20 protein-coding genes and 1 riboswitch are annotated in these 25,830 nt (G+C 50.8%); of the genes, 14 read left to right on the top strand and 6 right to left on the bottom strand.

Going from position 1 to position 25,830, the window contains the following annotated elements:
- Positions 1-6 precede the first annotated feature (6 nt).
- Positions 7-2,508 carry a phosphoenolpyruvate--protein phosphotransferase gene (gene ptsP, locus BSPA111_RS19955; protein ID WP_183272885.1) on the bottom strand — a complete coding sequence of 834 codons (2,502 nt, stop codon included), beginning with the start codon at positions 2,506-2,508 and terminating at the stop codon, positions 7-9.
- Positions 2,509-2,818: 310 nt separating this feature from the next.
- On the opposite strand from ptsP, the gene BSPA111_RS19950 reads away from it, so the two are divergent.
- The 5 genes from BSPA111_RS19950 to BSPA111_RS19930 all read left to right on the top strand — a co-directional run bounded on the left by BSPA111_RS19950 (position 2,819) and on the right by BSPA111_RS19930 (position 7,957).
- Positions 2,819-3,901, top strand: a complete 1,083-nt coding sequence (locus tag BSPA111_RS19950; protein ID WP_183272884.1) for a PTS fructose transporter subunit EIIC — start codon at positions 2,819-2,821, stop codon at positions 3,899-3,901.
- A gap of 21 nt (positions 3,902-3,922) precedes the next feature.
- Positions 3,923-4,243 carry a PTS fructose-like transporter subunit IIB gene (locus tag BSPA111_RS19945; protein WP_183272883.1) on the top strand — a complete coding sequence of 107 codons (321 nt, stop codon included), beginning with the start codon at positions 3,923-3,925 and terminating at the stop codon, positions 4,241-4,243.
- Positions 4,244-4,393: 150 nt separating this feature from the next.
- On the top strand, positions 4,394-6,691 hold the full coding sequence (locus BSPA111_RS19940; RefSeq protein ID WP_183272882.1) for a formate C-acetyltransferase: 2,298 nt from the start codon (positions 4,394-4,396) through the stop codon (positions 6,689-6,691).
- Entirely contained in the window at positions 6,657-7,535 is an 879-nt protein-coding gene (locus BSPA111_RS19935) for a [formate-C-acetyltransferase]-activating enzyme (RefSeq protein ID WP_183272881.1), read from the top strand. Before BSPA111_RS19940 ends, BSPA111_RS19935 begins: the two co-directional genes overlap by 35 nt.
- A 77-nt stretch (positions 7,536-7,612) precedes the next feature.
- Positions 7,613-7,957 (top strand): PTS fructose-like transporter subunit IIB, encoded by a 345-nt coding sequence (locus BSPA111_RS19930; protein ID WP_183272880.1) that lies wholly within the window; start codon positions 7,613-7,615, stop codon positions 7,955-7,957.
- Here BSPA111_RS19930 and BSPA111_RS19925 read toward each other — a convergent pair.
- From BSPA111_RS19925 to argE, 3 genes are all read right to left on the bottom strand, one after another.
- Positions 7,950-8,804 carry an AraC family transcriptional regulator gene (locus BSPA111_RS19925; RefSeq protein WP_183272879.1) on the bottom strand — a complete coding sequence of 285 codons (855 nt, stop codon included), beginning with the start codon at positions 8,802-8,804 and terminating at the stop codon, positions 7,950-7,952. The two genes, BSPA111_RS19930 and BSPA111_RS19925, sit on opposite strands and share 8 nt — an antisense overlap.
- Before the next feature lie 118 nt (positions 8,805-8,922).
- Positions 8,923-11,574, bottom strand: coding sequence for a phosphoenolpyruvate carboxylase (gene ppc / locus BSPA111_RS19920; protein WP_183272878.1), 2,652 nt, complete (start codon positions 11,572-11,574; stop codon positions 8,923-8,925).
- Between the two features lie 237 nt (positions 11,575-11,811).
- Entirely contained in the window at positions 11,812-12,963 is a 1,152-nt protein-coding gene (argE, locus tag BSPA111_RS19915; protein WP_183272877.1) for an acetylornithine deacetylase, read from the bottom strand.
- A 184-nt stretch (positions 12,964-13,147) separates the two neighbouring features.
- Between argE and argC the strand changes: the two genes are divergently transcribed.
- From argC to oxyR, 5 genes are all read left to right on the top strand, one after another.
- Complete coding sequence (gene argC / locus BSPA111_RS19910; protein WP_183272876.1) at positions 13,148-14,152, top strand: N-acetyl-gamma-glutamyl-phosphate reductase; 1,005 nt, start codon at positions 13,148-13,150, stop codon at positions 14,150-14,152.
- 16 nt (positions 14,153-14,168) lie between these two features.
- On the top strand, positions 14,169-14,945 hold the full coding sequence (gene argB / locus BSPA111_RS19905; protein ID WP_183272875.1) for an acetylglutamate kinase: 777 nt from the start codon (positions 14,169-14,171) through the stop codon (positions 14,943-14,945).
- Between the two features lie 30 nt (positions 14,946-14,975).
- Entirely contained in the window at positions 14,976-16,193 is a 1,218-nt protein-coding gene (locus BSPA111_RS19900) for an argininosuccinate synthase (protein ID WP_183272874.1), read from the top strand.
- Between the two features lie 125 nt (positions 16,194-16,318).
- The gene (argH, locus tag BSPA111_RS19895) at positions 16,319-17,692 is read left to right on the top strand and encodes an argininosuccinate lyase (RefSeq protein ID WP_183272873.1); all 1,374 of its coding nucleotides are present in this window, start codon (positions 16,319-16,321) and stop codon (positions 17,690-17,692) included.
- 266 nt (positions 17,693-17,958) lie between these two features.
- Positions 17,959-18,885, top strand: coding sequence for a DNA-binding transcriptional regulator OxyR (gene oxyR, locus BSPA111_RS19890; RefSeq protein ID WP_183272872.1), 927 nt, complete (start codon positions 17,959-17,961; stop codon positions 18,883-18,885).
- Here the strand turns inward: oxyR and sthA are convergent.
- Complete coding sequence (gene sthA / locus BSPA111_RS19885; RefSeq protein ID WP_183272871.1) at positions 18,859-20,259, bottom strand: Si-specific NAD(P)(+) transhydrogenase; 1,401 nt, start codon at positions 20,257-20,259, stop codon at positions 18,859-18,861. The two genes, oxyR and sthA, sit on opposite strands and share 27 nt — an antisense overlap.
- A gap of 196 nt (positions 20,260-20,455) precedes the next feature.
- On the opposite strand from sthA, the gene fabR reads away from it, so the two are divergent.
- Both fabR and BSPA111_RS19875 read left to right on the top strand, forming a co-directional pair.
- The gene (fabR, locus tag BSPA111_RS19880; RefSeq protein WP_183272967.1) at positions 20,456-21,097 is read left to right on the top strand and encodes an HTH-type transcriptional repressor FabR; all 642 of its coding nucleotides are present in this window, start codon (positions 20,456-20,458) and stop codon (positions 21,095-21,097) included.
- A 14-nt stretch (positions 21,098-21,111) separates the two neighbouring features.
- The gene (locus tag BSPA111_RS19875) at positions 21,112-21,468 is read left to right on the top strand and encodes a YijD family membrane protein (protein WP_183272870.1); all 357 of its coding nucleotides are present in this window, start codon (positions 21,112-21,114) and stop codon (positions 21,466-21,468) included.
- A gap of 44 nt (positions 21,469-21,512) precedes the next feature.
- Here the strand turns inward: BSPA111_RS19875 and trmA are convergent, their stop codons facing one another.
- Entirely contained in the window at positions 21,513-22,613 is a 1,101-nt protein-coding gene (trmA, locus tag BSPA111_RS19870) for a tRNA (uridine(54)-C5)-methyltransferase TrmA (protein ID WP_183272869.1), read from the bottom strand.
- A 109-nt stretch (positions 22,614-22,722) separates the two neighbouring features.
- Positions 22,723-22,911: riboswitch (cobalamin riboswitch) on the top strand.
- 69 nt (positions 22,912-22,980) lie between these two features.
- Here trmA and btuB point away from each other — a divergent pair.
- A complete protein-coding gene (gene btuB, locus BSPA111_RS19865) occupies positions 22,981-24,852 on the top strand; it encodes a TonB-dependent vitamin B12 receptor BtuB (protein WP_183272966.1) in 1,872 nt (623 codons plus the stop codon).
- Positions 24,797-25,663, top strand: a complete 867-nt coding sequence (gene murI, locus BSPA111_RS19860) for a glutamate racemase (RefSeq protein ID WP_183272868.1) — start codon at positions 24,797-24,799, stop codon at positions 25,661-25,663. Before btuB ends, murI begins: the two co-directional genes overlap by 56 nt.
- Positions 25,664-25,830 lie beyond the last annotated feature (167 nt).

Genomic DNA, 25,830 nt, shown 5'->3' with positions numbered 1-25,830 from the left:
ATTGAATTACAGTTCCAGCTCACGCTCCAGCAGAGCAGCAATGTCTTCGCAACGCACAGCATTTACCAGCGCATTACGGAATTCCTCATGCATAATGCGTCGCGCCAGGCGGGAGAAAATACGCATATGCTGATCGCCTGCGGCATGCTTGTTGAGTGTCAACATGATGATGAATTGCGCCTCGTCATCACCCCAACGAACCGGTGCAGGCAAACGAGCCACGCTGATAGTGGACTGCTCAATATGTTCCGATTTGCTATGCGGGATGGCGAAACTAAAGCCCAGGCCTGTGGAGAACACCGCTTCACGCGCCCATAAATCGGCTTCCAGCTTGCGGGGATAGCGGCTACGTCCGGCTAACAGCAAATTATCTGTCATGCCTTTAATCACTTCTTCTTTGCTGCGCCAGTCGTTCTCGAGCGAAATACACTGCGTGGTGATCAGAGGAGTATCTTGCTGAGTCATACGGAACTGCGCTAATAAATGCTCGACTTCCAGCGAGGTGCGGCAGGCCATAGCGCGATTGAGTAACTGGCGACAGGATTTGCTGTCGAGTTGTGCAAGACGCGCTTTGGTGGCTGGAATCGCCGGGGCACTCATGCTGATTTCATCCAGGCCCAGGCCAACCAGTAACGGAAGTACAGAACCTTTCGCACCTAATTCACCACATAAACCAATCCATTTCCCCTCGCGGTGAACGGCTTGCACTGCGTAATCCAGAGCGCGTAAGAATGCCGGATTCAGACTGTTATAGTGGCGGGTCACTTTGGCGTTATCACGATCTACTGCCAGCAAATATTGCGTCAGGTCGTTGCTACCAATGCTAAAGAAATCAATTTCTTCGCAGCACTGGTCGATGATAAACATCACCGATGGCACTTCCAGCATAATGCCCAACGGGATTTTTTCATCAAATGGAATATGTTCATTGCGGAGGCTTTGCTTCACTTCCGCCAGTTGATCTTTCACCCATAGGATCTCTTCCATTGAGGAGATCATAGGGATCATGATTTTTAACGATCCGTGTGCCGAAGCGCGCAAAATTGAACGCAGCTGCGTTTGAAAAAGTGCCAAAAATTCCTGGTAAATTCGTACAGCGCGATACCCCAGGAATGGGTTGTTTTCAGTCGGAATATTTAAATATTCCACTGGTTTATCACCACCTATATCTATAGTGCGTACGATAATGCTACGCCCCTTAGCCCCTTCCAGAGCCTGGCAGTAGATATTGTAAAGTTCATCCTCGGAGGGAGCATGAACGCGGTCCATATACAGCATTTCTGTTCGGAACAGGCCAATGGCCTCAGCACCGTTATTGAAGGCTGGAGCTGACTCTATCGAATGCGCAATATTTGCTGCGACTTCGAGTTGTATTCCGTCATGTGTCCGCCCAGGCAGGTCTAGCCAAACCTGCTGTTGTGCGCGAATTGCTTGTTGCACTGCGGCTTCTTGCTGGTAGTAACGGGTGACCTCTTCAGTTAGCGCCACGGCAACCAGGCCAGTATCACCATCAATTTGCACGTTCTGCCCAAGCCACGGGGTGAGGGCGTCGAGATTAACCCCTACCAGCGTTGGAATATTGAAAGAACGCGCGAGGATCACCGTGTGAGAGGTCGTGCCGCCACTACGTAACAGCAAGCCTTTGAGCAACGTTTTATCCAATTCCAGAAACTGGCTTGGCGTGAGTTCGTCCGCCATGCATATCGCCGCTTGTTGTAGTTTTCCAGGCGTAGGGAAACGGCTTGCACCATAAATATGCTGTAAAAGCTGGAAGCAAACATCACGAACATCAAGCGCGCGTTCCTGAAGATAGGTACTTTCAGACTGGGTAAATTGCGTGCAGAAATGGTCGGCTGTTGCAACGATAGCCTGCGCACAACTCGCGCCAGTGGACACGATTTCCAACAACATGTTGCGTAGTGATAAATCGCTCGCTAGTGAACGATGTGCTTCCAGAATCGCGCTGGCAGTCCCTTCATTGGCCAGCAGCTCGAGATTTATCGCTTTAAGAAGTTGCGCCAGCCCCTGATCCAGAGCCGCTTGTTCCTGGTCGAGACTTCGTGCGATTGGTAGCTCGCCCAACTGTTGTAAATCAAGAGAAGCCAGGCGAATCAACGTCCCGTTGGCTGTGCCACCACAGACGGGCAGAGCGCGGAAAAAGGACGGATTCAAGCGCGAAAGAGATTCAGGAAGTTCGGAGATTTCAGCGATGGGTGCCTGGGGCAAAGGTGCATCACAATGAGGAAACTCTTCAACGATATAGGTTGAAAGCCTTGCGAAGGCACTTTCTTCATCTTCACCACTGATCGACAGCTGGCACTCATCTCCCTTCAAAGTACCGGTACCTATCAACGCCAGCGCACTTTTAGCATCACCGCTCCGCTCGGTACGCAGGTTGAACCACTCAATGGTAGAGGAAAACTGATTACACAGCGTTTCAACATGACTGGCTGGACGGGCGTGTACGCCATTGGGTAAGTCGCAGCGGAATTTTACTATCAAGGCCATAACCTTCTCCTGAGCCAACGCTTGAAATGAGTTACAGCATAAGAGCGCCACGACCTGGACTACCACGAGACAAAACTGCCAAAAACTGGACAAATGTAATGTCCATGCCAATTTGCGAGACGCCTCACAAAATCAAGGTGTAACAGATAATGTCCGCCACCAGTGGAAGTTTTGAGTCTGATCGCATTTTTCTTTCTGTATTACAAAAATCCAGTAAATGGCTTTTTTGTCCACTGTCTGCCGTTGCACAGATTACCTATTGTGTGCCCAACGCTGTTTGGACAATCACTGCTCGAGAAGGAAGTGCTTTATGAAAGAGTTAGTCCAGATCCTCAAGAATACGCGTCAGCATTTGATGACTGGCGTTTCACATATGATCCCATTCGTGGTGGCTGGCGGCATCTTGTTGGCTGTTTCGGTGATGCTCTATGGCAAAGGCGCTGTCCCGGATGCGTTAACAGACCCCAATCTGAAAAAGTTATTTGATATCGGAGTGGCTGGGCTAACGCTGATGGTGCCATTTTTGGCGGCATACATTGGTTACTCCATTGCGGAGCGTTCCGCACTGGCACCCTGCGCAATTGGTGCATGGGTAGGTAACAGTTTCGGCGCAGGTTTTTTTGGTGCCATCATCGCCGGCATCATTGGCGGCATCATCGTTTTTTACCTGAAGAAAATCCCTGTTCCTAAAATCTTGCGTTCAGTCATGCCCATCTTCGTTATTCCAATCATTGGCACCTTTATTACCGCAGGCGTAATGATGTGGGGTCTTGGTGAACCTGTTGGGGCAATAACAGGCAGCCTGACGCAGTGGCTGCAAGGAATGCAGCAGGGCAGCATCGTGGTTCTGGCCGTCATTATGGGACTGATGCTGGCATTCGATATGGGTGGCCCGGTGAATAAAGTGGCCTACGCCTTCATGCTGATCTGTGTGGCGCAAGGGGTTTATAGCGTCGTTGCGATTGCCGCCGTGGGGATTGCAGTACCTCCACTTGGGCTGGGTCTTGCGACATTAATGAACCGTAAAAACTTCACGGGTGAAGAACGAGAAGCGGGTAAAGCGGCGCTGGTGATGGGATGCGTGGGCGTAACGGAAGGGGCAATTCCTTTTGCAGCGTCTGACCCGTTACGTGTGATCCCTTCAATTATGTTGGGTTCAGCTTGCGGTGCAGTGACAGCCGCATTGTTAGGTGCGCAGTGTTACGCGGGTTGGGGTGGTTTGATTGTACTGCCAGTCGTTGACGGGAAATTAGGCTATATCGCCGCATTGCTGGTGGGTGCTGTGGTGACTGCGGTGTGCGTCAACCTCCTCAAAAGCTATGCACGTAAAAATCAGTCTGCTACGCCTGCAAAGGCTGAAGACGACCTGGATTTGGATTTTGAAATTAACTGATTGAGATAGAAGGAATTGACCATGACGAAAATTATTGCTGTGACCGCTTGTCCATCAGGTGTTGCCCATACTTACATGGCCGCTGAAGCGCTGGAAAGTGCTGCAAAAGCGAAGGGCTGGGAAGTTAAGGTTGAGACTCAAGGCTCAATTGGTCTGGAAAATGAACTGACAACATCCGATGTAGCAAGCGCCGATATGGTGATCCTGACCAAAGACATTGGCATCAAAATGGAAGAGCGCTTTGCCGGTAAAACGATTGTGCGCGTTAACATCAGCGATGCGGTGAAACGCGCTGACGCCATTATGAATAAAATTGAAGCCCACTTAGCGCAGACCGCTTAATTTTACATGCCCTTTAGCTTTCGAGTTGCAGGTAGGCGGCCAGAACGAGAGTCCCCAGGAGCTGACTTAAATAAGTGACTGGGGCGAACGTTTGCAGCCAACACCCCTGCAGCTTGAAGGATGAAGGGGATATGCAGGAAGGAATTCATCATGACTCATCGCATCGAACGACTGAAATCAGCTTTGTTTACTCACCCGCGCGAAATCTCGCTTGAACGAGCTGTGCTGTACACCGCCAGCCATCGTACAACGGAAGGGGAACATGTCCTTTTGCGGCGAGCAAAAGCAACGGCGTACATTCTCGACAATGTTGAAATAGCCATTCGTGAAGATGAGTTAATCGCGGGGAATCGCACAGTGAAACCCCGTGCTGGAATTATGTCCCCGGAGATGGACCCTTACTGGCTGCTCAACGAGTTAGATAAATTTCCCACTCGCCCGCAAGACCGTTTTGAAATCAGCGAGCAAGACAAAGCGCTTTATCGTGAGCAGCTTTATCCCTACTGGGAAAAGCGTTCAATGAAAGACTTCATCAACAGCCAGATGACAGATGAAGTTAAAGCTGCAGTAAAAACGCAGATTTTTAGCGTTAACCAGACTGACAAAGGGCAAGGGCATATCATCATTGATTATCCGCGCCTGCTACAAAATGGCCTGGGTAAGTTGGTGTTGGAACTACGTGAACATTGCGGGCAAGCCCCAGAAAACCCTTTCTATCAGTCAGCGTTAATTCTGCTTGAAGCCTCACAAAGACATATCTTGCGCTACGCCACTCTGGCGGAGCAGATGGCAACGCTATGCGAAGATGCGGTACGGCGTGAAGAGCTGCTGAGAATTGCGGCCATTTCTCGCCATAATTCGGAATGCCGCCCGGAAGATTTCTGGCAAGCGTGTCAGTTGTTCTGGTACATGAACATTATTTTGCAGTATGAATCCAACGCCAGTTCGTTATCACTCGGTCGTTTTGATCAGTACATGTTGCCGTTTTATCAGGCCTCTCTCAATCGTGGCGAAAGCCCGGCGTTCCTGCGTGAATTGCTCGAATCCCTATGGGTGAAATGTAACGATATCGTATTGTTGCGCTCCACAAGCAGTGCTCGCTACTTCGCTGGCTTCCCGACGGGTTATACCATTTTGTTAGGCGGTCTGACGGAGAGCGGGCGCAGCGCGGTGAACGTGCTCTCTTTCCTGTGCCTGGACGCCTACCAGAGCATCCAGTTGCCGCAGCCTAACCTTGGGGTGCGGGTCAATGAGCTTATCGACCGCCCATTCCTGCTTAAAACAGCTGAAACTGTACGGCTCGGGACGGGGATTCCACAAATTTTCAACGATGAAGTTGTGGTACCTGCATTCCTCAATCGGGGTGTTTCGCTAGAGGATGCCCGTGATTACGCGGTTGTTGGCTGTGTAGAACTCTCCATTCCTGGTAAAACTTACGGTTTGCACGACATTGCCATGTTTAACCTGCTGAAGGTGATGGAAATTGTATTACTTGAAAACGAAGGGCGTCAGGGGTTGGATTACGCAGATTTAATCGCGCAAATCCGTAACAAAATCAGTCATTACATCAAGCTGATGGTGGAAGGCAGCAACATTTGCGATATCGGCCACCGCGACTGGGCACCGGTTCCGTTGCTCTCGTCATTCATTGACGACTGCCTGATGAAGGGCAAAGACATTACCGATGGTGGCGCGCGCTATAACTTTTCGGGTGTGCAGGGTATCGGTATCGCAAACCTCAGTGACTCATTGCATGCTCTCAACGGCATGGTTTTTGAGCAGCAGCGTTTGAGTTTTGATGAACTGCTGGCAGTGCTGAAGGCGAATTTTGCCACACCAGAAGGTGAGCAGATCCGTGGACGGCTGATTAATCGTTTTGAGAAATACGGCAACGATATCGACGAAGTCGATAACATTAGTGCTGATCTGTTGCGTTTTTACTGCAAAGAAGTCGAGAAATACGCTAATCCTCGCGGCGGTTATTTCACGCCAGGTTCTTATACCGTTTCTGCACACGTACCGCTTGGCGCGGTAGTGGGCGCAACGCCTGACGGGCGCTATGCGGGTGAGCAGCTTGCCGATGGAGGATTGTCGCCAATGCTGGGGCAAGACTGTCAGGGGCCAACCGCTGTGCTCAAGTCAGTTAGCAAACTGGATAACTATCTGCTTTCCAACGGAACACTACTCAACGTGAAATTCACCCCCAGCACCTTAGAGGGTGATGCCGGCTTACACAAACTTGCCGATTTCCTTGGAGCATTCACCAAACTCAAATTACAGCATATTCAGTTTAACGTGGTGAATGCAGAAACGTTGCGTGAAGCGCAGCTGCGCCCACAAGACTATGCAGGTTTGGTGGTGCGGGTTGCAGGCTACAGTGCCTTCTTTGTTGAGTTGTCGAAGGAGATCCAGGATGACATTATTCGCCGCACAGCGCATCAACTGTGACGTGATTATTGATGAAGGGGAATTAACCGCACGGATCTTTAATATTCAGCGTTACTCATTAAACGATGGGCATGGGATTCGGACAGTTGTTTTTTTCAAGGGTTGCCCGCATCACTGCCCGTGGTGCGCTAATCCTGAGTCTATTTCCGGCAAAATCCAGACCGTGCGGCGCGTGGCGAAATGCATACATTGTGCAACCTGCCTTAATGATGCGGATGAATGCCCAACAGGTGCCACAGAAAGAATTGGGCGCGATATTTCTTTCGCTGCACTGGAAAAAGAAGTGCTGAAAGATGAGGTTTTTTTTCGCGCATCTGGCGGTGGCGTAACGCTTTCTGGAGGTGAAGTGCTGATGCAAGCGGCCTTTGCCACACGCTTTTTGAAGCGCCTGAAGTCGTTAGGTATTCGTACCGCCATTGAAACCGCGGGTGACGCGGCACCTGAAAAAGTGCTCGCTCTCGCACAACAGTGTGATGAAGTGTTGTTTGACCTGAAAATCATGGATGTGGCTCAAGCGAAGAATGTACTGAATATGCATCAGTCACGCGTGCTGGAAAACTTCAGGCTATTGGTAGAAGCGGATGTGTGTGTTATTCCAAGGGTGCCGCTTATTCCTGGCTATACCCTGGATTTGGATAATATGCAGGCGATTATCAATTTCCTCGCTCCCATGAAGCTTACTGAACTGCATCTGCTACCCTTCCATCAGTACGGAGAGCCGAAATATCAGTTGCTCGGCAAACCATGGCAAATGGCAGGAATAGCACCGCCTGATGAGAGGGAAATAGCTCAAATGCGCCGGATGGCTGAAGATGCAGGGTATCGGGTGATCATTGGCGGTTAATGATAATGCTTTAAATCATTCATGTTGCAGCCAACGCCCCTGCAACTTGAAGTATGACAAGCCTAAGGAGAGTGCAGATGACAAGACAGTTGGTTGCCGTTACGGCATGTGTCAGCGGTGTCGCTCACACTTATATGGCGGCAGAGCGTCTTGAAAAGCTCTGCCAGATAGAGAAATGGTCGATAAAAATCGAAACCCAGGGAGCGTTGGGTATTGAAAACGAACTGACCGCGGCGGATATAGAACAAGCTGATGTGGTTTTGTTAATCACGGATATTGAGCTTGCTGGTGCTGCGCGTTTTACTCACTGTCGCTGCGTGCAATCTGGGATTAACGCGTTTCTGCGTGAGCCACAAAAGACAATCTCTGCTGTACGCCGAATTTTTGGAACGCCCCAGGATACTCATATCATCCTTAGCTGAGCGTTTTTTCCGTTAGCTGGCTGTGGTACTGGCGGCGATACTCTGACGGCGAGCGCTCGGTATTCTTCCTGAACAGGCGGCAGAAGTAGTTGCTGTCGACAAATCCACAGGCGTGAGCCACTTCCTTGACCTTCAGGTCGTAGCGTTTAAGCAACGTCCTGGCATGCTCCAGACGGGTGTGATTCAGGTATTCGTTAAAGCCCACTGCACCGGTTTTCTGAAACAGATGCGAAAGGTAGTTTGGTGAAATATAAAAAGCCTGGGCTACTGACTCTCGCGTGAGCGGTTGGGCATATTTTTCATCAATGTACTCGCGTATAGCATCGAACAACGCTTCGCTGCGGGAGGCTGTTTGGATCTGGCTGCCCAGTAAATCAGTGCAATGACTAAGAATACTACTGACGATAAATTTTGCGGTTTGCTGGTCTTGAGGTTGCGTGACCAGTTCGTTGAGTGCCTGAAGCAAGAATGAGCCGATACGCGGCCCGCGACGCGCCACGTTTTGTTTCCCCAACGTGGTAAATTTCGCTCCGTCCCAGTGCAGAATGCTGAACCCAAGCTGCTGTTTGCCAAATAAAATACTTAGCGTGGTGACAGGGGTGTTCCACTGAGGGTTGTTCCAGCATTTGGCCGGGACGTAGAGCACGTCGTGTTGCTCAAGCCTTGCAGGCATGCCTTCATCACAGGCGTCCAGAAGCACGCCATCAAGCACCACTTCAATGCGCGGGAAGTCTACCTGCCAGGCAAGTTCTGATGGGGCCACCTGGCTGCCAGCAAACCAGACGTGATGAACGCCTGAGGGGCTATTGAGCAGTCGGGAAAGAATTTGGCTTACGTCGTCATTCATAGGAATCTGCTTTGGGCCTGCCGGGATGGCTTATCCTGGCACAATAGTCGTACTTTGCGCATGCGCCAAAACAAAAAACCCCGCTTGCGCGGGGTTTGAAAGAAACGATTTTTACTGCTTAACCCGTGTTGCGCATGCCTGCCGCAACACCGGCGATGGTCACCATCAACGCTTGTTCAACCTGCGGATCTGGCACTTCACCTTTCTCTTCCGACTGACGCGAACGGTGCAGCAATTCAGCCTGCAACACGTTTAGCGGGTCGGTGTAGATATTACGTAGCATGATGGATTCAGCAATCCACGGTAGGTCAGCCATCAAGTGTGAATCGTTGGCGATATCCAGCACCACTTTGATGTCTGCTTCCAGTTGATCGCGCAGCTGTTTACCCAGTTTCCACAATTCTGGTTTCACCAGACGTTGGTCGTAGTATTCCGCCAGCCACAAGTCAGCTTTGGCGAATACCATTTCCAACATCCCAAGGCGCGTGGAGAAGAACGGCCAGTCGCGGCACATGGTTTCCAGGACGTCTTGCTTGCCATCTTCTACTACTTTTTGCAGTGCGGCGCCGGCACCCAGCCAGGCTGGAAGCATCAGGCGGTTTTGCGTCCAGGCAAAGATCCACGGGATAGCACGCAAAGATTCAACACCACCGTTCGGGCGGCGTTTTGCAGGGCGTGAGCCCAGCGGCAGTTTGCCCAGTTCCAGCTCTGGTGTGGCTGAACGGAAGTACGGCACAAAGTCTTCGTTTTCGCGGATATAGCCACGATACATATCACAGGAGATAACAGACAGCTCCTCCATGATATGTTTCCACTCTTTTTTAGGCTCTGGTGGCGGCAACAGGTTCGCTTCCAGAATCGCGCTGGTGTAGAGCGACAGGCTGCTGATAGTGATTTCCGGCAGACCATATTTGAAGCGAATCATCTCGCCTTGCTCGGTCACGCGCAGGCCACCTTTCAGACTTCCTGGCGGTTGAGAAAGCAGAGCAGCATGTGCTGGTGCACCGCCACGGCCAATTGAACCACCGCGTCCGTGGAACAGCGTCAGAGTAATTCCGGCTTTCTCACAGGTTTTGATGAGTGCGTCTTGTGCCTGGTACTGTGCCCAGGATGCAGCCATTACGCCGGCATCTTTTGCAGAGTCAGAATAGCCAATCATGACCATCTGCTTACCCTGAATGAAGCCGCGATACCAGTCGATGTTCAACAACTGGGTCATTACGTCATCGGCGTTGTTCAGGTCGTCGAGTGTTTCAAACAGCGGAGCAACAGGCAGAGCGAAGGTGCAACCCGCTTCTTTCAACAGCAAGTGGACTGCCAGCACGTCAGACGGTGTTTTCGCCATGGAAATAACATACGCAGCGATAGAACCACGTGGTGCTTGGGCAACGACTTTACAGGTTTCCAGCACTTCACGAGTTTCATCGCTTGGCTCCCACTGGCGTGGCAACAGTGGGCGCTTAGAATTCAGCTCGCGGATTAAGAAGGCTTGTTTGTCTGCTTCGGACCAGCTTTCGTAGTCACCAATGCCCAGATAGCGAGTCATTTCGCCCAGCGCTTCGGTATGACGAGTGCTTTCCTGACGGACATCAATACGTACTAACGGCACGCCGAAGCACTTCACACGACGCAAGGTATCAAGCAACTGGCCGTTGGCGATAATGCCCATGCCGCAGGCTTGCAGCGACTGGTAACACGCATAGAGCGGCTCCCAAAGCTGTTCGTTCTGCGTCAATAAACCTTCTGGTTTTGGCAGACGCTGGCCTTTCAGGTGAGCTTCTAACCAGGCTTGAGTCGCAAGTAATTGCTGACGAATGCCTTTCATAATGCAACGGTACGGTTCTTGCGCAGCGTCAGGGCCTGCCAGTTCGCTGAGTTCTTTCGTGCATTCCACCATTGAAAGTTCGGAAACCAGTACCTGAATATCGCGCAGGAACAGGTCAGTTGCTTTCCAGCGGCTGAGCAACAGCACGTGGCGGGTGATATCGGCGGTCACATTTGGGTTGCCGTCGCGATCGCCGCCCATCCACGAAGTGAAACGCACCGGAACGAAATCGACCGGCAGTTTGTAATTCAGGTTGTCTTCGAGTTGCTCGTTCAGCTCACGCAGGTAGTTTGGAACCCCTTCCCACAGGCTGTTTTCTACCACCGCAAAACCCCATTTCGCTTCATCGACTGGGGAAGGGCGGTGTTTACGGATTTCATCGGTGTGCCAGGCTTGAGCGACCAACTGGCGCAGACGGCGCATGATCTGGTTGCGCTCGTAGTCGGCGATGTCGCTGTGATCGAGCTGTTTCAGGCAGCTGTTTACTTCAACCAGCTTGTGAATCAAGGTGCGACGGGTAATTTCAGTCGGGTGTGCGGTCAGCACTAATTCCAGTGACAATGATTCAACAGCATCACGAATGGCGGCTTCGCTAAGGTCAGGCTGATTTTTTAATTTTTGGAGTGTCTTAGCGATGACTTCAGGATTGCTGGCAGCTTCGCCATTGGCAGAAATACTGTGATATTGCTCGGCGGTGTTGGCCAGGTTCAGGAATTGGCTGAATGCACGGGCTACGGGGAGTAATTCGTCGTTAGACAGGTTCTGTAACGTGGTCAGCAATTCCTGACGGTTTGCTTCATTGCCTGCCCGTGAGGACTTTGACAATTTGCGGATTGTTTCTACGCGGTCAAGAATGTTTTCACCTAACGCATCCTTGATGGTATCCCCGAGCAACTTGCCGAGCATACTGACATTACTTCGCAAAGCGGAATATTGTTCGTTCATTATAGTCCCACACACCCCATCTTTTATGTAACTTAATTTCACCCGTGAAGGTTCAACACCGTCTTTATAAAGCCACGTAAGTTTTGTTTCGTCAATTGCTACGAAATCGTTTCAGCAAACGAATAAATTGCGCTAATTCATGAAATTTAATTACTAACTTCGTGGATAAGCATTTCTTATGAGGATCCGCTAAAAAGTAGCTTAAAAAGGGGGCAAAACCCCCATAAACGCTATTTTTCAATGCCAGCAAAAATGATGCACGACTTGCGTGATGAGTTTGCGAGTGGGTTCGATAAAACGCGTTTCTATGTATTCATCTGGCTGGTGGGCCTGATTGATTGAGCCCGGCCCCAGAACCAGCGTTGGGCATATCGTCTGAATAAATGGCGCTTCGGTGCAGTAGTTCACGACCTCGGTTTGCGCGCCCAGTAATTTCTCGACAACTTGCACTAACTGGTGATCTTTGGCGCATTCGTAGCCTGGAATCGGCGGGTGCAGTTCAGAAATCGTCAAACGACCCGGCCATTTCTGGCTCACGGGCTCTAATGCTTCATTTAGCAAACCATTAAGATCATTTAACGTCAGCCCAGGTAGTGGGCGAATATCCATATGCAGTTCACAACAGGCACAAATACGGTTGGCCGCATCGCCACCGTTAATATGCCCGAGGTTCAGCGTGGGATAAGGCACAGTGAAGGCGTCATGGTGATAACGCTCTTTCAACGTGTTCTTCAGCGACATGATATGGCCGATTGCGTCGTGCATCAGTTCGATTGCGTTCACACCACGAGCCGGATCGCTCGAGTGGCCAGATTGCCCAAGTATGCGGATAGCATTTGAAATGTGGCCTTTGTGGGCACGCACGGGCTGTAAAGACGTTGGTTCGCCGATGATGGCGCAGTCCGGGCGAATATGCGTGGTTTCAGAGAAATAACGTGCACCTGCCATCGTCGTTTCTTCATCGGCGGTCGCCAGAATGTAGAGTGGTTTTTTAAGCGCGGTGACATCCACATCACGCAGTGCATCAAGAATAAAGGCGAAGAAGCCTTTCATATCCGCAGTACCGAGGCCGTACAGTTTATTTTCATGCTCGGTCAGCGTGAAGGGATCGCGTGTCCAGCGGCCATCGTCAAACGGCACGGTATCGGTATGACCCGCCAGCAGTAGCCCACCGGCACCGCTACCGGTACTCGCCAGCATGTTGAATTTATTGCGCGTACCCGGCACCGGTTGTATTTCGACGTTAAATCCAATGTCGCGGAACCATCCCGCCAGCAAATTGATTAAAGACTCATTACTCTGATCCAACGCGCTGTCGGTAGCGCTGATGGAAGGGGTAGCGATCAATGCGCGGTAAATCTCGATAAAAGGAGGTAATTTCATCTTCACTGTTGACAGGCCTTAGCTCAGGTTGGTATACATAATCATGCAGTAATATTGAATAAAAATACATTATTACCTGCCGCGATGGAACCCCTGGTTCCGGTGGATTGAACCACGTAATTGTACGTTGGGTGATGGCTTTCCAGCTGACACCTTTAGCAGACACAACCTAAGAAGGTGTACAGCCGAGATGTTGAATACGCTGATTGTTGGTGCCAGCGGTTATGCAGGCGCAGAGCTTGTGAACTATTTGAATCGCCATCCTCATATGAACATAACCGCTTTGACGGTTTCAGCGCAAAGTAATGACGCAGGAAAATTGATATCTGATTTGCACCCGCAATTAAAAGGTATCGTTGATATGCCGTTACAGCCAATGTCGGATATCAGCGAATTTACCGACGGTGTAGATGTCGTGTTTCTCGCAACTGCCCATGAAGTCAGCCATGACCTGGCACCGCAGTTTCTGGAAAAAGGCTGTGTCGTTATCGACCTTTCTGGCGCCTTCCGCGTTAACGACGCCAAGTTTTATCAACTTTTCTACGGCTTTACGCATCAACATCCTGAATTGCTGGAACAGGCAGTTTATGGTCTGGCGGAATGGCAGAGCGACAACATTAAAGAAACCAGTTTGATCTCGGTTCCTGGCTGTTATCCCACTGCATCTCAGCTGGCGTTAAAACCTCTGATTGATGCCGGACTGCTGGATTTGAACCAATGGCCTGTGATCAACGCGACCAGCGGTGTTAGCGGCGCTGGGCGTAAGGCTGCGATTTCCAACAGCTTTTGCGAAGTGAGTCTGCAGCCGTATGGCATTTTTAATCATCGCCATCATCCAGAAATTGTCAGCCATCTTGGTACTCCAGTGATTTTCACCCCGCACTTGGGCAATTTCCCGCGTGGGATCCTGGCGACCATTACCTGCCGTCTGAAAGCAGGGGTAACTCAGCAGCAAGTCGCTGAGGTGTTTAATCAAGCTTATCAAGATAAACCGTTAGTGCGCCTGTATGACAAAGGCGTGCCAGCACTGAAAAACGTGGTTGGCCTGCCGTTCTGCGATATTGGTTTCGCCGTGCAAGGCGAGCATCTGATTGTCGTCGCAACTGAAGATAATCTTCTTAAAGGCGCGTCGGCTCAGGCCGTGCAGTGTCTGAATATTCGTTTTGGCTTTGCCGAAACGCAGTCTCTTATTTAACCGGTAGTTGGGTGACATGATGAATCCATTAATTATCAAATTAGGTGGCGTACTGCTGGATAGCGAAGAAGCGCTGGAGCGTCTGTTTATTGCGCTGGTGAACTATCGTCAGTCTCATCAACGTCCACTGGTAATTGTTCACGGCGGCGGCTGCGTGGTCGATGAGCTGATGAAAAAGCTCTCCTTACCGGTTATCAAGAAAAATGGCCTGCGTGTGACTCCTGCTGACCAGATTGACATTATTACCGGTGCGTTGGCGGGAACGGCGAACAAAACATTGTTGGCGTGGGCAAAAAAACATGACATCAATGGTGTCGGTCTTTGCCTCGGCGATGGCGACAGCGTAACGGTTTCCAGACTCGACGAAGAACTGGGCCATGTAGGCCTGGCAAAACCAGGTTCAGCTAAGCTGATTACCACGCTTTTGGATTCTGGCTTCCTGCCGATTGTCAGCTCTATTGGCGTGACTGCTGAAGGCGAGTTGATGAACGTAAATGCTGACCAGGCGGCTACGGCGCTGGCAGCAACACTGGGTGCCGATCTCATTCTGTTGTCCGACGTCAGCGGCATTCTTGATGGCAAAGGGCAGCGTATTGCAGAAATGACGGCGGCAAAAGCGGAGCAGTTAATCGCTCAAGGCATTATTACCGACGGCATGATTGTTAAAGTCAACGCGGCGCTGGATGCAGCCCGCACTCTGGGTCGCCCTGTGGACATCGCGTCCTGGCGTCACGCGGAGCAGTTACCTTCTTTGTTTAACGGTGTGGCTATTGGCACCCGTATTCTGGCCTAGTTTAAAATTAAGTTTTTGAAGGATAAGACAATGCAAAATCACGGCATCAAAAAAATCGTTCTCGCATACTCTGGCGGCCTTGATACTTCTGCCATCATTCCATGGCTGAAAGAAAACTACGGCGGCTGTGAAGTGGTCGCGTGTGTGGTGGATATTGGCCAGGATCGCGAAGACCTGAAAGGCGTGGAACAAAAAGCACTGCGCTCTGGCGCAACTGAGTGCTATGTCGTGGATGCGCGTGAAGAATTCATCAGCGATTACGTTTATCCAGTATTGCAAACTGGCGCACTGTACGAAGGCAGCTACCTGCTGGGTACGTCTATGGCGCGTCCATTGATTGCTAAAGCATTGGTTGATGTAGCGAATAAAGTCGGCGCAGATGCCCTGTGCCACGGCGCGACTGGTAAAGGTAACGACCAGGTACGTTTTGAATCCGCGTGGGCGGCTCTGGCGCCACATCTGAAAGTGGTTGCGCCATGGCGTGAGTGGGACCTGCGTTCCCGTGAAGCACTGTTGGATTACCTGAAAGAGCGTGATATCCCGACCACCGCTTCACTAGAGAAAATCTACAGCCGTGACGAAAACGCATGGCATATCTCGACCGAAGGCGGCGTGCTGGAAAGCCCGTGGAATGCACCGAACAAAGATTGCTGGGTCTGGACGGTTGATCCTAAAGAAGCACCAGATCAAGCAGAGCAAGTCACTGTAACTGTTAAGCAGGGCAAAGTCGTTGCGGTGAATGGCGAAACCATGAGCCCATTCCAGTGCCTGGAAACGCTGAACAAGATCGGTTCTAAACACGGCATTGGTCGTATTGATATCGTAGAAAACCGTCTGGTAGGGATTAAATCCCGCGGCTGCTACGAAACCCCAGGAGGCACCATCATGATGGCTGCACTGCGTGGTGTTGAGCAGTTGGTTCTGGATCGTGATAGCTTCAAATGGCGTGAGCAACTGGGCCTGGAGATGTCCTACGTGGTTTACGATGGCCGTTGGTTTGCACCGCTGCGTAAATCTTTGCAGGCATCCGCTGAGTCACTGGCAGAAGAAGTGAACGGCGAAGTCGTCCTGGAACTTTATAAAGGTCAGGTAACGGCGTTGCAGAAAAAATCTCCGAACAGCCTGTACAGCGAAGAGTTCGCCACCTTCGGTGAAGATGAAGTGTATGACCACAGCCACGCGGGCGGCTTCATCCGTCTGTTCTCGCTGTCGTCACGTATTCGTGCATTGAACGAGCTGAAGAAGTAATTTTTGCCCTCACCCTAACCCTCTCCCTCAGGAGAGGGGACTGATCGAGTATTGGTTTTCTCCCTCTCCCTCAGGGAAAGGGCCGGGGTGAGGGGGACAAGATGATAATTTAATGGAGCATCAATATGGCACTTTGGGGTGGACGTTTTACTCAGGCAGCAGATCAGCGGTTCAAATCGTTCAATGATTCATTACGCTTTGACTATCGACTGGCGGAGTTTGACATTGTTGGTTCTGTCGCCTGGTCCAAAGCGCTGGTCACGGTTGGTGTTCTGACGGTTGCTGAGCAACAGGAACTTGAGCAAGCGCTGAGTTTCTTGCTTGAAGAGGTTCAGGCTAATCCGCAGGCGATTCTTGAAAGCGATGCGGAAGATATTCACAGCTGGGTGGAAGGCAAACTCATCGATAAAGTCGGTCAGCTTGGTAAAAAACTCCACACGGGTCGTAGCCGTAATGACCAGGTCGCCACTGACCTTAAACTGTGGTGCAAAATGCAAATCAGCGAACTTCTGGGGGCGACTCGCCAACTGCAACAGGCGCTGATTGAGACTGCAGAAAACAATCAAGATGCGGTGATGCCGGGCTATACGCACTTGCAGCGTGCCCAGCCTGTGACTTTTGCACACTGGTGTCTGGCATATGTAGAAATGCTGGCGCGTGACGAAAGCCGTTTGCAGAGCACACTCGAGCGTCTGGATGTCAGCCCTCTGGGTAGCGGCGCACTGGCGGGCACTGCCTATGAAATCGACCGTGAGCAACTGGCGGGTTGGTTAGGTTTCGCCTCTGCAACGCGTAACAGTCTGGACAGCGTGTCTGACCGCGATCACGTGCTGGAACTGCTTTCAGATGCGTCTATCGGTATGGTCCACTTGTCGCGTTTTGCTGAAGATCTGATTTTCTTTAACACCGGCGAAGCAGGCTTTGTTGAGCTGTCTGACCGTGTGACATCGGGTTCTTCCCTGATGCCACAGAAGAAAAACCCGGATGCGCTGGAGCTTATCCGTGGCAAATGTGGCCGTGTGCAGGGTGCGCTGACGGGCATGATGATGACTCTGAAAGGGCTGCCGCTGGCGTATAACAAAGACATGCAGGAAGACAAAGAGGGCTTGTTCGACGCACTCGATACCTGGATGGATTGCCTGCATATGTCGGTGCTGGTGCTGGATGGAATTCAGGTTAAACGTCCGCGCTGTAAAGAAGCCGCCGAGCAGGGCTATGCCAACGCAACGGAGCTGGCTGATTACCTGGTCGCGAAAGGCGTACCATTCCGCGAAGCGCACCATATTGTGGGTGAGGCTGTGGTGGAAGCGATTCGTCAGGGCAAAGCGCTGGAAGCATTGTCACTCGCTGATTTGCAGAAATTTAGCGCGACGATTGGTGATGATGTTTATCCCATTTTGTCTCTGCAATCTTGCCTGGATAAGCGCGCAGCAAAAGGCGGCGTGTCTCCACAGCAGGTAGCACAGGCGATTGCCGACGCGAAACAGCGTCTGGGTTAAAATCGTTTTCAAACGGAAGAGCCTGGCCTGGTGCCAGGTTTTTTTGTTTATAACGGATAAAAAAAAGCGGACATATTGTCCGCTAAATAACTCACGTTGGCTTCAGTACTTATTTAGGTTTTCGGGGTTGTCTCTACAACAAAACCACGGTCATGGATGGTTTGTGCTGTTGCTGGCTATTATTTACCATCAATAGTTGATAGGGATAATCGTTCGTTGCTATGATTTCTATCGCCATGGGCTATCATGGCGACGGAGGATAGAGAATGAATATTCGTGATCTTGAATATCTGGTGGCGTTGTCTGAACATCGCCACTTTCGTCGGGCAGCGGATGCCTGCCATGTCAGTCAGCCAACGCTGAGCGGCCAGATTCGTAAACTTGAAGATGAACTCGGTGTCATGTTGCTTGAGCGCACCAGCCGGAAAGTGTTGTTCACTCAAGCGGGTCTACTGTTAGTGGATCAGGCTCGTACAGTGCTGCGTGAAGTGAAAGTCCTGAAAGAGATGGCGAGCCAACAAGGCGAAGCGATGTCCGGGCCGCTGCACATTGGGTTGATTCCAACCGTTGGGCCTTATCTGTTACCGCAGATTATCCCGATGCTGCATAAAACCTTCCCAAAGTTAGAAATGTACCTTCACGAAGCGCAAACCCATCAACTGCTCGCGCAGCTTGATAGCGGCAAGCTTGATTGTGCGATTCTGGCTCTGGTGAAAGAGAGTGAAGCGTTTATCGAAGTACCGTTATTCGACGAGCCGATGAAGCTGGCGATTTACCAGGATCATCCATGGGCAGAGCGCGACCGCGTGCCATTGTCAGATCTTGCGGGTGAAAAGCTTTTAATGCTGGAAGATGGGCATTGCCTGCGCGATCAGGCTCTGGGTTTCTGCTTTGAAGCGGGCGCTGATGAAGATACGCATTTCCGTGCAACCAGCCTTGAAACGCTGCGTAACATGGTTGCGGCAGGGAGCGGAATTACCTTGCTACCCGCGCTGGCTGTGCCAAATGAACGCTGCCGTGATGGTGTCGTCTATCTGCCGTGTTATAAACCAGAACCGCGCCGTACAATCGGCCTGGTTTATCGTCCGGGTTCTCCGCTGCGCGGTCGCTATGAGCAGCTCGCAGAGGCCATCCGTACGCACATGGATGGCCATTTTGAGCCAGCGTTAAAACAAGCGGTTCAGGCCGTTTAGTGCCGCAACCCGATAGGCTTCCGCCATAGTCGGGTAGTTGAAGGTGGTGTTAACAAAGTACTCGATCGTGTTACCGCCACCTTTCTGCTCCATAATCGCTTGGCCGATGTGAATAATTTCAGCCGCGCGCTCACCGAAGCAGTGAATACCTAAAATCTCTTTCGTCTCGCGATGGAAGAGAATTTTTAGCGTACCCACATTCATGCCTACAATTTGCGCGCGAGCCAAGTGCTTGAACTGCGCACGGCCCACTTCGTATGGCACTTTCATCGAGGTCAGCTGTTGTTCAGTTTTCCCGACGGAACTGATTTCTGGAATGGTGTAAATACCGGTTGGAATATCTTCAATCAAATGAGCCGTTGCTTCGCCTTTAACCATCGCTTGCGCCGCGATCCGGCCCTGATCGTAAGCCGCTGATGCCAGGCTTGGATATCCAATGACATCGCCCACGGCATAAATGTGCGGTTGCGCTGTCTGGTACATGCTGTTGACCTTCAACAGACCGCGACCATCTGCTTCCAACCCGATATTTTCCAGTGATAATGAGTCCGTATTACCGGTACGTCCGTTGGCATACAGCAGACAGTCAGCTTTCACTTTTTTGCCGGACTTCAGCGAAACAATGACGCCATCTTCCACGCCTTCGATTTTCTCGAATTCTTCGTTGTGGCGAATGACGACGCCGCTATTCCAGAAGTGGTAAGAGAGCGAGTCGGACATCTCCTGATCGAGAAACGCCAGCAGGCGATCGCGGGTGTTAATCAAATCCACCTTGACGTTCATGCCACGGAAAATTGACGCATATTCGCAACCAATCACCCCTGCACCATAAATAATGACGTGGCGCGGTTCATGGTGCAGATTGAGAATGGAGTCGCTGTCGTAGACGCGGGGATGGCTGAAATCAACTTCTGATGGACGATAAGGCCGTGAGCCGCAAGCTATCAAGAATTTCTCAGCGGTGATCAATTCCACTGAACCATCGTGGCATTCCAGTGAAATGGTGTGCTCATCGACAAAACGTGCATCGCCCTGCAACATCTCGCAGCGGTTGCGCTCATAGAAGCTCTGACGCATGCGTGTTTGTTGGTTAATAACGCTGTCGGCGTGATTAAGAATGTCGGCGAAAGAAGAACGGAGAAGATGGGTGTGGTCGCTGTATAAAGGGTTTTGATTAAATTCGATAATGCGGCTGACTGCGTGGCGGAGGGCTTTCGAGGGGATGGTTCCCCAGTGGGTACAACCGCCGCCCACATTATGGTAGCGCTCGACTACGGCTACCCTTGCTCCAAGTTTCACCAGCCCCATTGCAGCGCCTTCGCCGCCAGGACCGGAACCAATTACTATTGCGTCATAATCGTAGGTGTGTGACATGGTAAGGCTTACCTGTTCTTATACATAAAAGCAACACGATGGTAACATCAACGCCGAGATAACCCAATTGTCGTTGTGCTTTTTGCTACGTAACGCGAGGAAGCTCGCGTAAACAATCATTCACGATCCCGTATAAAACCAGTTAAGTTAATCTCTGGTATAGTGCGGTTTCGATTTAAGAGATTCAGGCAATATGATGGGTGTAAGAGCGCAACAAAAAGAAAGAACCAGGCGTTCTCTGGTAGAAGCCGCGTTTAGCCAGTTAAGTGCTGAACGGAGTTTTGCCAGCCTGAGTTTGCGCGAGGTCGCTCGTGAGGCTGGTATTGCGCCAACATCGTTTTATCGCCATTTCCGTGACGTTGATGAACTTGGGCTGACGATGGTCGACGAGAGCGGCCTGATGCTGCGCCAGTTAATGCGCCAGGCTCGACAACGAATTGCTAAAGGCGGAAGCGTAATTCGTACTTCCGTCTCAACATTTATGGAATTTATCGGTAATAATCCCAACGCGTTCCGTTTACTGCTGCGTGAGCGTTCTGGAACGTCAGCTGCTTTCCGTGCCGCCGTCGCACGTGAAATTCAGCACTTTATTGCGGAACTTGCTGACTATCTGGAACTCGAAAACCGCATGCCGCGCAGCTTTACCGAGGCGCAGGCGGAAGCGATGGTAACTATTGTATTTAGTGCTGGTGCCGAAGCGTTGGACGTTGATGCCGATCAGCGTCGTCAGCTTGAAGAGCGACTGGTGCTTCAGCTGCGCATGATTTCTAAAGGTGCGTATTACTGGTATCGCCGGGAGCAAGAAAAAATGGCATTGGCTCATTTATCCGAAGAGTGAGTGAAGGAAGAGCTATGAAACAGTTACAAGAGAGAGGTACGCTCGGGTTAGCGTTTATCGCTGGCTTGTCGATAAACGGTACGTTTGCCGCGGTGTTTAGCTCGGTTGTGCCATTTTCCATTTTCCCCATTATTGCGCTGGTGCTGACGGTCTACTGTTTGCATCAACGCTACCAAAACCGCACGATGCCGGTTGGTTTGCCAAGTATTGCCGCCGCGAGTTTCGTGTTGGGTGTGTTGCTGTATAGCGCTGTTGTGCGCGCTGAATACCCGGCGATTGGCTCTAACTTCTTGCCATCCGTGCTTTCAGTTGCTCTGTTGTTCTGGATTGGGTTTAAAGTCCGCGCGCGTAAAACGCAGGTGACTGAATAATCACGCTGGAAGAAACAAAAACGGACGCCGAGGCGTCCGTTTTGCTATTTGCGTGTTAGCCAAACGCCGCATTCCATATGGTGCGTATACGGGAATTGGTCGAATAGTGCCAGGCGTGACACGTTATGGGTTTCGCTCAATGTTTCCAGGTTCTCGCAAAGGGTTTGCGGGTTGCAGGAAATATAGAGGATGCGCGGATACGCCTGTACCATTTTCACCGTGTCAGCATCCAGGCCACTGCGAGGAGGATCGACAAAAATGGTTTCGCACTGATAGCTTTTCAGATCGATACCTTTCAGGCGGTTAAACTCACGTACGCCATTCATCGCCTGAGTAAACTCTTCAGCGGCCATGCGGATAATTTGCACGTTATCGATTTGGTTAGCGGCAATGTTGTATTGCGCCGCAGCAACAGAAGGCTTGGCAATTTCCGTCGCTAACACTTGATTGAAATTACGCGCCAGGGCCAGCGAGAAGTTGCCGTTACCGCAGTACAATTCCAACAGATCGCCTTTTGAACCTTGAGTCGCATCCAGCGCCCATTCCAGCATATGAACATTCATCGCCGCGTTAGGCTGAGTAAAGCTGTTCTCAACCTGGCGATAAATCATCTCTTTACCGGCAACGGTTAAGCGTTCATCAATGAAGTCCTGGTCCAGTTCGATCTTGGTTTTGGTGGCGCGGCCAATTAAATGAACGTTGAAACCTTGCGCGCGCAGATTATCGCGCAGTGCCTGGGCATGCTGCTGCCACTCTTCACCAAGCTTGCGATGATAAAGCAGTGAAACAACCGCCTGGTTGCTCATTGTTGTCAGATAATCGATCTGGAAAAGTTTGTGGCGCAGGGCAGGGATGTCACGAACCCCATCAAGCATTGCAGGCATCAGTGCATTGATAAGCGTACTGGCAGCCGGGAAGCTATTGACCCGAATACGCTGTTTGGTTTGCTGGTCAAACATGATGTGGTACAAATCGTCTTCATCGTGCCAGATGCGGAATTCGGCACGCATCCGGTAATGGCTGACCGGCGAGCGAAACACCTCCGGCGCTGGTGCCGTAAAAGGGGCCATCATGCTTTGCAAGCGGGCGACTTTTTCGGCCAGTTGCGCGTCGTACTGTTCAATTGGGAGATGTTCGGGGGTCATGAGCTCATACCTGTTAATGAAGTCAAACTACGCGGCGATTGTAGGGAATAGGTACGTGATGTCCAGTGCTGTTGCATTTTGATGTTTCTAGACAAACTTGTTAACAAAATCGTAGCATAGCGGTTCCGGCCTCTTTTTTATGAGTTAAAAGGGAACCCAGTGTAATTCTGGGGCTGACGCGCAGCGGTAAGGAAGAGTGGGATGAGTGCTATATGCAGACACTGCTTATATAAGTGGGAAGTCATCATCCGTAAAACACATCCAAGCCCGAAGACCTACCGGTATACGTCGCAATCTGCATAACTATCGCGTGCTATCGGTTATGTCTGCGGCATCCTTATTGGAAAGCGGATGCTTATTAAAAATGATGGTAAAAAAACTTTCGCTGTTTACGGCTCTGTCCGTAACGGCTTTTTCAGGCTGGGCGCAAGACAGCAATTCTGACGAAACCCTGGTGGTAACGGCTAACCGTTTTCAGCAACCGGTGAATACTGTTCTGGCTCCAACTGATATTGTCACCCGGGAAGAGATCGACCAATGGCAGGCAAAATCACTTAATGATGTGATGCGCCGTTTACCGGGTGTCGATATTGTACAGTACGGTGGTCTGGGGCAGAGCTCCTCCATGTTTGTTCGCGGGACAAGCGCCAGCCATGTCTTAGTGCTGGTGGACGGCGTTCCGCTTGCTCGGCCTGGTATTTCCAATTCTTCAGATATCAGCCAAATCCCTATCTCTTTAGTGCAGCGAGTGGAATACATTCGTGGCCCGCGTTCCGCCGTTTATGGTTCCGGTGCGATTGGTGGTGTAGTGAACATCATTACCCAGAGCGATGAAGAGAAATCGCAGATCAATGCAGGTGTCGGTTCACATAGCTACCAGCAGTACGACGGGACTGTACGTAAACGCTTTGGTGATACGGTGGCGACAATCTCTGGTGCGTATGAATCCACCAACGGTTTCAACGTTCAGCCACACTCGACTTATAGCGGTGATAACGACAGCGATGGCTACCGTAGCAAAAGCTATTGGGCTGGCCTTGAGCACAAATTTAGCGAAGAGTTTGATGGCTTCTTCCGTACCTACGGTTACACCAACAACAGCGATTATGATTTAGGTGCTCCTCCTTATTCACCAGCGTATAGCGCCGATGAGCATCAACTCTATAACCAGAATTATGATGCGGGCCTGCGTTTCCATTCTGGAATCTATTCCACGCAGCTGTTAGCGAGCTATCAAAAAGTTAAGGACTACAACTATAGCAGTGTGTATGGCCGCTATAACGATGGTACGACGCTCGACCGCATGACCCAGAGCAACATCCAATGGGGTAACAACTTCCTTGTTGGGAATGGCTCCATCAGTGCTGGGGTGGACTGGCAGCAACAGCGTCTGACGTCCTCTGACACTGTGATGTCTGATAGCTATAAACGCGATAACACGGGCGTGTACCTGAGTGGGCAGCAGCAGTTTGGTGACGTAACCTTAGAAGCCTCTGGTCGTGAAGATAATGACGAACAATTCGGCTGGCACGGCACATGGCAGACTGCCGCGGGTTGGCAGTTTGTTGAAGGGTATCGTGCAACTATTTCTTACGGCACAGGGTTCCTTGCGCCATCACTGGGGCAACAGTACGGTTCCACACGTTTTGGTATCGACTCAAACCCGAACCTGAAACCAGAAGAATCCAAACAATGGGAAGCAGGGCTTGAAGGTTTGACCGGACCGGTGGACTGGCGTCTGTCGGCTTATCACTACACAATTGATAACCTGATTACCTACTATTCCGATCCGATTACCTATGATGGGTCTTATGACAACATCAAGTCTGCGACCATCAAAGGGCTTGAATGGACCGGGAGCGTTGATACTGGCATCTTTACCCACAAGCTGACGCTGCAGTATATGGACCCACGTGATGACCAGACTGATGAAGTGCTGGCTCGCCGCGCCAAGCGCCAGGCAAAGTACCAGCTCGACTGGACCATGTTTAACGTAGATATGGATGTGGCGTGGCAGTATTACGGAAAACGCTATGACAACAACACCTCAGCTTATAACCCTACTCAGCAAATTTTGCCGAGTTACAGCACAGTTGATGTTGCGGCTTCATATCCAGTCACCTCTCAGTTAATCGTTCGTGGTAGAATCGCCAACCTGTTCGATAAAGATTACGAGACGGTTTATGGCTATCAAACCCCAGGACGGGAATACTACCTCTCTGGCAGCTATACCTTCTAATACACGTCCCACCGTACTGGTTTTTGACTCCGGTGTCGGTGGGCTCTCTGTGTATGATGAAGTCCGGCAACTTCTGCCTGACCTGCACTATATCTATGCTTTCGATAACGTAGCATTTCCCTACGGTGAGAAAAGCGAAGAATTCATTGTTGAACGCGTAGTGGAAATTGTTACCGCTGTTCAGGAACGTTATCCACTCGCGCTCGCCATCATCGCCTGTAATACGGCGAGTACCGTTTCGCTTCCCGCTCTTCGTGAAAAATTCGCTTTCCCGGTTGTTGGTGTCGTTCCTGCGATTAAACCTGCTGCCCGTCTGACGACCAATGGTGTTGTCGGATTGCTGGCGACTCGCGGTACGGTTCGCCGTCCTTATACTCATGAGCTGGTCGCGCGTTTTGCTTCGGAATGCAGAATCGAAATGCTCGGCTCGGCAGAGTTGGTGGAATTAGCAGAGGCCAAGTTACACGGTCAGCCTGTTGACCTTGAGGAGCTGCGCAAGATTCTTCGCCCGTGGTTACGAATGAAGGAGCCGCCAGATACAGTTGTATTAGGTTGCACCCATTTCCCTCTATTAGAAGAAGAGTTGCTGCAAGTTCTTCCGGAAGGCACCAGGTTGATAGATTCGGGTGCTGCGATTGCTCGTCGTACGGTATGGCTTCTGGAGCATGAATCTCCGAATGCAACATCTGCTGATGAGAATATTGCATTCTGCATGGGGCTAACCCCTGAGATTGCACAATTAGCACCCGTTTTGCAGCGTTATGGCTTCCCAAGGCTAGAAAAACTGGCTGTTTGCGACGATTTTGAATAAAAAAGCGACGGTTGAAATAAAAATTGAAAATAGGGGTTGTCAGCTTCCAGAAAATCCCTATACTGCGCCTCCACTGACACGGCACAACGGCTTACAAACCGGCCCGTCAGTCAGATGAAAAGCGAAAATAAACGCTTGACTCTGAAAGAGGAAAGCGTAATATACGC

It is taken from the genome of Buttiauxella sp. A111, from assembly GCF_014189855.1.
In the GTDB taxonomy this organism is placed as follows: Bacteria; Pseudomonadota; Gammaproteobacteria; order Enterobacterales; family Enterobacteriaceae; genus Buttiauxella; species Buttiauxella selenatireducens.
Note: the sequence above shows the minus strand (reverse complement) of the source record. Positions and strands in the feature narration are given on the sequence as shown.

Coding starts and splice junctions, on each gene's coding strand:
- ptsP (WP_183272885.1), bottom strand. CDS start 2,508: ATGGCCTTGATAGTAAAATTCCGCTGCGACTTACCCAATGGCGTACAC.
- BSPA111_RS19950 (WP_183272884.1), top strand. CDS start 2,819: ATGAAAGAGTTAGTCCAGATCCTCAAGAATACGCGTCAGCATTTGATG.
- BSPA111_RS19945 (WP_183272883.1), top strand. CDS start 3,923: ATGACGAAAATTATTGCTGTGACCGCTTGTCCATCAGGTGTTGCCCAT.
- BSPA111_RS19940 (WP_183272882.1), top strand. CDS start 4,394: ATGACTCATCGCATCGAACGACTGAAATCAGCTTTGTTTACTCACCCG.
- BSPA111_RS19935 (WP_183272881.1), top strand. CDS start 6,657: ATGACATTATTCGCCGCACAGCGCATCAACTGTGACGTGATTATTGAT.
- BSPA111_RS19930 (WP_183272880.1), top strand. CDS start 7,613: ATGACAAGACAGTTGGTTGCCGTTACGGCATGTGTCAGCGGTGTCGCT.
- BSPA111_RS19925 (WP_183272879.1), bottom strand. CDS start 8,804: ATGAATGACGACGTAAGCCAAATTCTTTCCCGACTGCTCAATAGCCCC.
- ppc (WP_183272878.1), bottom strand. CDS start 11,574: ATGAACGAACAATATTCCGCTTTGCGAAGTAATGTCAGTATGCTCGGC.
- argC (WP_183272876.1), top strand. CDS start 13,148: ATGTTGAATACGCTGATTGTTGGTGCCAGCGGTTATGCAGGCGCAGAG.
- argB (WP_183272875.1), top strand. CDS start 14,169: ATGATGAATCCATTAATTATCAAATTAGGTGGCGTACTGCTGGATAGC.
- BSPA111_RS19900 (WP_183272874.1), top strand. CDS start 14,976: ATGCAAAATCACGGCATCAAAAAAATCGTTCTCGCATACTCTGGCGGC.
- argH (WP_183272873.1), top strand. CDS start 16,319: ATGGCACTTTGGGGTGGACGTTTTACTCAGGCAGCAGATCAGCGGTTC.
- oxyR (WP_183272872.1), top strand. CDS start 17,959: ATGAATATTCGTGATCTTGAATATCTGGTGGCGTTGTCTGAACATCGC.
- sthA (WP_183272871.1), bottom strand. CDS start 20,259: ATGTCACACACCTACGATTATGACGCAATAGTAATTGGTTCCGGTCCT.
- fabR (WP_183272967.1), top strand. CDS start 20,456: ATGGGTGTAAGAGCGCAACAAAAAGAAAGAACCAGGCGTTCTCTGGTA.
- BSPA111_RS19875 (WP_183272870.1), top strand. CDS start 21,112: ATGAAACAGTTACAAGAGAGAGGTACGCTCGGGTTAGCGTTTATCGCT.
- trmA (WP_183272869.1), bottom strand. CDS start 22,613: ATGACCCCCGAACATCTCCCAATTGAACAGTACGACGCGCAACTGGCC.
- btuB (WP_183272966.1), top strand. CDS start 22,981: ATGGTAAAAAAACTTTCGCTGTTTACGGCTCTGTCCGTAACGGCTTTT.
- murI (WP_183272868.1), top strand. CDS start 24,797: ATGGCTATCAAACCCCAGGACGGGAATACTACCTCTCTGGCAGCTATA.